This is a genomic window from Kitasatospora sp. NPDC029367 (assembly GCF_055569135.1).
The window spans coordinates 1-7,952 of sequence record NZ_JBVHYH010000140.1; the positions used below are offsets into that span (position 1 = coordinate 1).

Here is a 7,952-nt window from a genome sequence, read left to right on the forward strand (position 1 = left end):
CTCACCACCCCCACCGCACTCACCCTCTTCGACACCACCCTCCACACCCCCCACCCCCACCTCCTCCTCACCCCCATCGACCGAACCGCCCTACGGAAGCGGGTCGAGCGCGGGGAACTGCCGCCGATCCTCAGCGGGTTGGTGCGGTCGGCGAGGCCGCGTGCCACCGGGGACGGGACGAGCGACTGGGCGCGCCGGTTCGCCGAGACGCCGGAGGGCGAGCGCGGCACGCTCCTGCTGGACCTGGTCCGCTCGCACGTCGCGGCGGCGCTCGGGCACGGTTCGCCGGAGAGCATCGATCCGGACTCTGCGCTCAAGGAGTTGGGCTTCGACTCGCTGATCGCGGTGGAGTTCCGGAACCGCCTCGGCGCCGCCATCGGGCTGCGGCTGCCGGCGACGCTGGCGTTCAACTACCCGTCGCCCCGCGCGCTCGCCGAGCACCTCGGTGACCGCCTCGCCCGCGAGGCCGCCGCCGCCAGGCCCGCCGACGGCACCGGCACCGGTTCGGGCGAAGGCTCCGGGCAGGTGCCGGACGACGCCACGGCGTTCGCCGAACTCGACCGCTTCGAAAGCATTCTGCGAACGGTCTCCGACAGCGCGCGGGAGGAGTTCACGACCCGCTTGCGCCTGCTGCTCTCCGAACACTCCACCACGCACGCCATGGACGATTCCCTCGCCGCCGCCCTCGACGGGGCCTCCGACGAGGAGATGTTCGACCTGATCGACAACGAGCTCGGCACGGCTTGAGACGGGACTGAATGCGATGACGGTTGAAGACAAACTGCGGGACTACCTCAAGCGCGTGACCGCCGACCTCCAGCGGACCCGGGCGCGCGTTCAGGAGCTGGAGTCCAGGGAGAACGAGCCCGTCGCGATCGTGGGCATGGCCTGCCGCTACCCCGGCGGCGTCCGCTCCCCCGAGGACCTGTGGCGACTGGTGACCGACGGCGTCGACGCGATCGGCGAGTTCCCCACCGACCGCGGCTGGAACCTCGACGCCCTCTACCACCCCGACCCCGACCACCCCGGCACCAGCTACACCCGCCACGGCGGATTCCTCCACGACGCCGCCGACTTCGACCCCGAGTTCTTCGGCATGAGCCCCCGCGAGGCCCTCGCCACCGACCCGCAACAACGGCTCCTCCTCGAAACCGCCTGGGAGACCCTCGAGAACGCCGGCATCGACCCCACCACCCTGCGCGGCACCCACACCGGCGTCTTCACCGGCGTCATGTACGACGACTACGGCAACCGGCTCACGCAGGCGGCACCCGACGGCTTCGAGGGCTATCTCGGGACGGGGAGCGCGGGCAGCCTGGCCTCGGGGCGGCTCTCCTACGTGTTCGGTTTCGAGGGCCCGGCCATCTCGGTGGACACGGCGTGCTCCTCCTCGCTGGTCGCCCTGCACCTGGCCGCCCGCGCGCTGCGCAACGGCGAGTGCGATCTCGCCCTCGCCGGCGGGGTCACGGTGATGGCCACCCCCGCCGCGTTCATCGAGTTCAGCCGCCAGCGCGGCCTGGCCCCCGACGGGCGCTCCAAGTCCTTCGCGGCCGCCGCCGACGGCGCCGCCTGGAGCGAGGGCGTCGGCCTGCTGCTGGTCGAACGGCTCTCCGACGCCCGCCGCAACGGCCACCAGATCCTCGCGGTCGTACGCGGCAGCGCCGTCAACCAGGACGGCGCCTCCAACGGCCTCACCGCGCCCAACGGCCCCTCCCAGGAGCGGCTGATCCGCCAGGTGCTGGCGGAGGCGCGCCTGCGCCCGTCCGACGTGGACGCGATGGAGGCCCACGGCACCGGTACCGAGCTGGGCGACCCCATCGAGGCGGAGGCCCTGCTCGCCACCTACGGCCAGGACCGCGAACACCCGCTCTGGCTCGGTTCCGTCAAGTCCAACATCGGCCACACCCAGGCCGCCGCCGGCGTCGCCGGCATCATCAAAATGGTGCAGGCCATGCGACACGGCGTCCTGCCCCGCACCCTGCACGTCGACGCACCCTCCCCCCACATCGACTGGGACGCCGGCAACGTCGAACTCCTCACCGAGAGCCGCGACTGGCCGCGCACCGACCGACCGCGCCGCGCCGCCGTCTCCTCCTTCGGCATCAGCGGCACCAACGCCCACGTCATCCTGGAGGAACCGCCCGCCGCCGACCCGGCACCGGACCCGGTGGAGACGGCCGCGCCACCGGTGGTGCCGTGGCCGCTGTCCGGCCGGACCCCCGAGGCGCTGCGCGCGCAGGCGGCCGGGCTGCGGACGTTCCTGGCGACCCTGCCCGACGACCGACTGGCCGCCGCCGGACGGGCGCTGGCCCTGAACCGGGCCGCGCTGACCTGCCGTGCGGTGGTGACCGGCGCGGACCGGGAGGAACTGTCCGCCGCCCTGGACGCGGTCGCGGACGGCAGCACCGCGCCGGGCCGGGTGCTCGGCGGCAAGGTCGCGTTCCTGTTCACCGGCCAGGGGTCCCAGCGGGCGGGCATGGCCCGCGGCCTGTACGAGGCCTACCCGGTGTTCGCCGAGGCCCTGGACGCCGTCCTCGCCGAACTGGACGGCCACGGCGAGGTGCCGCTGCGCGAAGTGCTGTGGGGCACCGACGAGGAGGCGGTCCGGCGGACCGGAAACGCGCAGGCCCTGCTGTTCGCGGTCGAGGTGGCGCTGTTCCGGCTGGCCGAGTCCTGGGGGGTGCGGCCGGACTTCCTGGCCGGGCACTCCGTCGGTGAGATCGCCGCCGCCCACGTCGCCGGGGTGCTCTCGCTGGCCGACGCCTCGACGCTGGTCGCCGCGCGCGGCCGCCTGATGCAGGAGCTGCCCGAGGGCGGAGCGATGGCCGCGATCCGGGCGACCGAGCAGGAGGTCCGGCCGCTGCTGTCCGACGCGGTGGGGCTCGCCGCGGTCAACGGCCCGCAGTCGGTGGTGATCTCGGGCGACGCGGCCGCCGTCTCGGCAGTCGTCGCGCACTTCGCGGAGCAGGGACGGAAGACCGGCTCGCTGCGGGTCTCGCACGCCTTCCACTCCCCGCTGATGGCCCCGATGCTGGACCGGTTCCGCGCGGTCGCCGAGTCGCTGACCTACCGGGAGCCGACGATCGCGGCCGTGTCCACGGTCTCCGGCGGTCCGGCCGGGAGCTGGGCGTCGGCGGACTACTGGGTGCGGCACGTCTCGGCGACCGTCCGGTTCGCGGACGCGGTGCGCGGCCTGCGGTCCGCCGGCGTCACCGCGTTCGTCGAGATCGGCCCGGACGCGGTGCTCTCGGCGGCGGGGCCGGAGTCCGCGGCCGATGCCCTCTTCGTCCCGCTGATGCGCCGGGACCGGCCGGAGGCGGCCGAGGCGGTCGCCGGGCTCGGGCAGCTCCACGCGCACGGCGTCCGGGTCGACTGGTCGGCGTTCTTCGGGCCCGCGGACCGCGTGGACCTCCCCACCTACCCGTTCCAGCACCGGTCGCTGTGGCTGCATCCCACGGACAACCCGTCCTCGTCCGGCTCCACCGCCCGGCACCCGTTGATCGGCGGAGCGGTCGAACTGCCCGACGGCAAGGGCCGGATCCTCACCGGCCAGGTCACCGCCGCCGCCCACCCGTGGCTGGCCGACCACGCCGTGCACGGCGTCACCGTGCTGCCCGGCGCGGCCTTCCTGGACCTCGTCCTCCGGGCAGGGGCCGAGAGCGGACTCACCCGGGTCGCGGAGCTCACCGTCGAAGCGCCGCTGGTGCTGGCCGACGGCGCGCCGGCCCGGCTGCACCTCACAGTCACCCCGGACGACAGCGAGGGCGGCGCCGCGGGCAGCGGCCTCCCCGCCCCCGACGGGGGCACCACCGTCCAGCGGGTGACCGTCCACTCCCGTTCCGGCGACGACCCGGAACGACCCTGGATCCGCCACGCCGGCGCGGTCCTCACCGGGCTGGGCCACGGAGCCGTCGAGGGCGCCACCGCCGGCCCGGCGGGCGACTGGCCCCCGGGCGACGCCGTCCCCGTCGACGCCGAGGAGCTGGCCGACCGGCTCGCCGGCCTCGGCCACAGCGGGGCCGTCCCGCTGGCCGGGCTGCACGCCGCCTGGCGGGCCGGGGACACCGGCTACGCCGAGGTCCGGCTGCCCGACGACGCCGGGCAGGGCGGGTACCTCCTCGACCCGCGTCTGCTCCAGACGGCCCTGGCCGCCCTCGACGGCCCGGCCGACGAACTGCGCACGCCCGTGGCGTGGCAGGACGTCACCGTCCACGCCACCGGCGCGCGGACGCTCCGGGTCGCGCTGACCCGCACCGGGCCCGACACCGCCTCGGCGTCGATCCGCGACGCCTCCGGCACCCTGGTCGCCACCGTCGGCTCGGTGCGGCTCGGGCCGGTCCGTGCCGCCGGGCTCCGCGGCACGGACACGGACAGCGGGTACCGGCTCGAGTGGATCCCGCTGCCGCGGCCCGCCGAGGCCGCGACCCGCTGGGCGGTCATCGCCGGGAACGCGGACGACGACGCCCTCGCCGCCCTGCCCGGCGAGCGGCACACCGACCTCGCGGCGCTCGCCCGCGCCGTCCGGGACGGCGCGCGTCCTGCACCCGACGCGATCCTCATGACGCTCCCGGAGAGCGGCTCGGAAACCGGCGCGGCCGCCGTCGGGCAGGCCGTCCGGGCGCTCGACGCCGTACGGGACCTGCTGGCCGAGGAACCGCTCGGCGGCTCGCGGCTGGTGATCGTCACCCGGCGCGCGGTCGCGACCCACGACGGTCCCGGTGCCGACGGCGGCGCCCCGGAGGACGTCCTCGATCCCGGCCAGGCGGCCGTCTGGGGCCTGCTGCGCTCGGCCCAGATCGAGCACCCCGGCCGTTTCGTACTGCTCGACGTCGACGAGCAGGTCACCGAGGCCGTGCTGGGTGCGCTTCCGGCCGCCGGCGAGGACCAGTTCGCCGTCCGCGCCGACGACCTGCTCGCCCCCAGGCTGGTCCGCGTGCCCCTCACCGCGACGGCCGCACCGGGGGAACAGGAGCAGGCGGAGGAGGAACAGGAGCGACGGGCAAGGCCGTTCGACCCCGACGGCACCGTGCTGGTGCTGTCCGGGGCCGGCGACCTCGCCGAAGCACTCGTCCGGCACCTGGTCACCGAACACGGCGCACGTCATCTGCTGCTCGCCCGCACCGCCGGGGCCGCGCCGCTCGACGCCGACGGCCTCACCACCCTCGGGGCGAGCGTGACCACCGCGCCCGGGGAGATCGGCAACCGCGCGGACCTCGCCGCACTGCTGGCCGCCGTCCCGCCCGGACGGCCGCTGACCGCCGTCGTCCACGCGGTCGAGGAGACCGGCGCCCCGCTCACCGCCCTCACCCCCGAGCACCTGGACGCCGCCCTGCGCATCCGGGCCGGCCTCGCCTGGGACCTCCACGACCTCACCGCCGAGGCCGGACTCGGCGCCTTCGTCCTCTTCTCCTCCGCCGCCGGCTCCCTCGGCGCTCCCGGACGCGCGGACCGGGCTGCCGCCGGGGCACTCCTCGACGCCCTCGCCGACCGCCGGCGCGCCGAGGGGCGCCCCGTCCTGTCGCTCGGCTGGGCGCCGGAGGAGCAGTCGGATCCCGCCCGGCCGGAGTCCGCCGCGCCCGACGGGCTCAAGCCCCGCTCCACCGGGCACTCCCTCGCCGCGTTCGGCCTGGCGCTGTCCGGGGGGCGGCACGGCAGGCTGCTGCCCGTCGAACTCGACCACGCCGAACTCCGCAGGCACGCACGGGCGCTGACCCTGCCGCCGGTGTTCCGGAACCTGGTGCGCGTCCCGACCGCGGGCACCGCCACCGTCGACAACCGCGCCTGGGCGCGACAGCTGCGCGCCCTGTCCGAGGACGAGCAGCTCAGGACCGTGCTCGACCTGGTCCGTGGCCGGATCGCCGCCGTGCTCGGGCACCGGACTCCCGACTCGGTCGATCCGGACCGCCCGCTCCAGGAACTGGGATTCGACTCGCTCACCGCCGTCGGCCTCCGCAACCGGCTCCACGAGGCGACCGGGCTCGACCTCCCGTCGACGCTGCTCTTCGACTACCCGACCGCCGCCACGATGGCCGGCCACCTGCGCTCCGAACTCCTCGGCGTCCGGGGGAGCACCGTGGTGCCGGTCACCGCGGTCCGGTCCGACGGCGACCCGATCGTCATCGTCGGCATGGCCTGCCGCTACCCCGGCGACGTCCGCTCCCCCGAGGACCTGTGGCAGCTGGTGGCCGAGGGCCGGGACGCGATCACCGGCTTCCCCGACAACCGCGGCTGGGACCTCGACGCCCTGTACCACCCGGACCCCGAACACCTCGGCACCTCCTACGTCCGTGCGGCCGGGTTCCTGCACGACGTCGCCGACTTCGACGCCGACTTCTTCGGCATCAGCCCGCGCGAGGCGCTGGCGATGGACCCGCAGCAGCGGCTGCTGCTGGAGACCAGCTGGGAGCTGTTCGAACACGCGGGGATCGACCCCTCCTCACTGCGCGGCAGCCGCACCGGCGTCTTCACCGGGACTCATGACCGGGACTACGGAACGCTGGTCGCCGGGCACGAGAACCTGGAGGGCTACCTGATCGTCGGCAACTCGGCGAGCATCCTCTCCGGGCGGCTGTCCTACACCTACGGCCTGGAGGGCCCCGCCGTCTCCCTGGACACGGCGTGCTCCTCCTCGCTGGTCGCCCTGCACCTGGCCGCGCAGTCGCTGCGCAACGGCGAGTGCGACCTCGCCCTCGCCGGGGGCGTCTCGGTGCTGGCGACGCCCTCGTCGTTCGTGGAGTTCAGCCGGCAGCGCGGCCTGGCTCCCGACGGGCGCTCCAAGTCCTTCGCGGCCGCCGCCGACGGCACCTCCTGGAGCGAGGGCGTCGGCCTGCTGCTGGTCGAACGGCAGTCGGATGCGCGCCGCAACGGCCACCAGATCCTGGCGGTGCTGCGCGGCAGCGCCGTCAACCAGGACGGGACCAGCAGTCAGCTGTCGGCGCCCAACGGACCCGCGCAGCAGCGGGTGATCCGCCAGGCCCTGGCCAACGCCGGACTCACCACCGCCGACGTCGACGTCGTGGAGGCCCACGGCACCGGAACCAAACTCGGCGACCCCATCGAGGCCCAGGCCCTGCTCGCCACCTACGGCCAGGACCGGCCCGAGGGAGCCCCGCTCCGGCTCGGTTCCATCAAGTCCAACATGGGCCACGCGGCAGGAGCGGCGGGCGTCGCCGGCATCATCAAAATGGTGCAGGCCATGCGACACGGCATCATGCCCCGCACCCTGCACGTCGACGCACCCTCCCCCCACATCGACTGGGACGCCGGCAACGTCGAACTCCTCACCGAAAGCCGCGACTGGCCCCTTGAGGGACGACCGCGCCGCGCCGCCGTCTCCTCCTTCGGCATCAGCGGCACCAACGCCCACGTCATCCTCGAACAGGCCCCCACCACACCGGAACCGTCCCCCGCACCGGAACCGGTGGAGACCCAGCCCGATACCCCCGTCACCTGGCGGCTGTCCGCCAAAACACCCACCGCACTACGCGACCACGCCCGCCGCCTCACCCAACACCTCCACCACCACCCCCACCTCACCCCCCACGACATCGCCCACACCCTCAACACCCGCACCCCCTTCACCCACCGCGCCGCCGCCTACGGCACCACACGTGACGAACTCCTCGACGCGCTCACGGCCTTGGCCGCCGACCAACCCCACCCCCACCTCGTCCAAGGCACCAGCACACCCGGCAAAACCGTCTTCGTCTTCCCCGGCCAAGGATCCCAATGGCCCGGCATGGGACTCCAACTCCTCGACACCTCACCCGTCTTCGCCGAACACCTCCACGCCTGCGACCAAGCCCTCCGACCCCACACCGGCTGGTCACTCCTCGACGTCCTCCACGCCGAACCGGGCGCCCCCGACCTCAACCGCGTCGACGTCATCCAACCCGCCCTCTTCGCCCTCATGGTCAGCCTCGCCCGCACCTGGCAACACCACGGCATCCACC

General features: G+C 74.7%; 2 protein-coding genes. Both read left to right on the forward strand.

The genetic code is table 11. The annotated features are described in order from the left end of the window. A partial coding sequence (locus ACZ4W5_RS37485) for an acyl carrier protein (protein ID WP_465659688.1) occupies nt 1–747 on the forward strand: 747 nt, incomplete at its 5' end. A gap of 16 nt (nt 748–763) precedes the next feature. Next, nucleotides 764–7,952 (forward strand): type I polyketide synthase (locus ACZ4W5_RS37490; protein WP_465659690.1); only part of this gene is annotated, 7,189 nt, incomplete at its 3' end.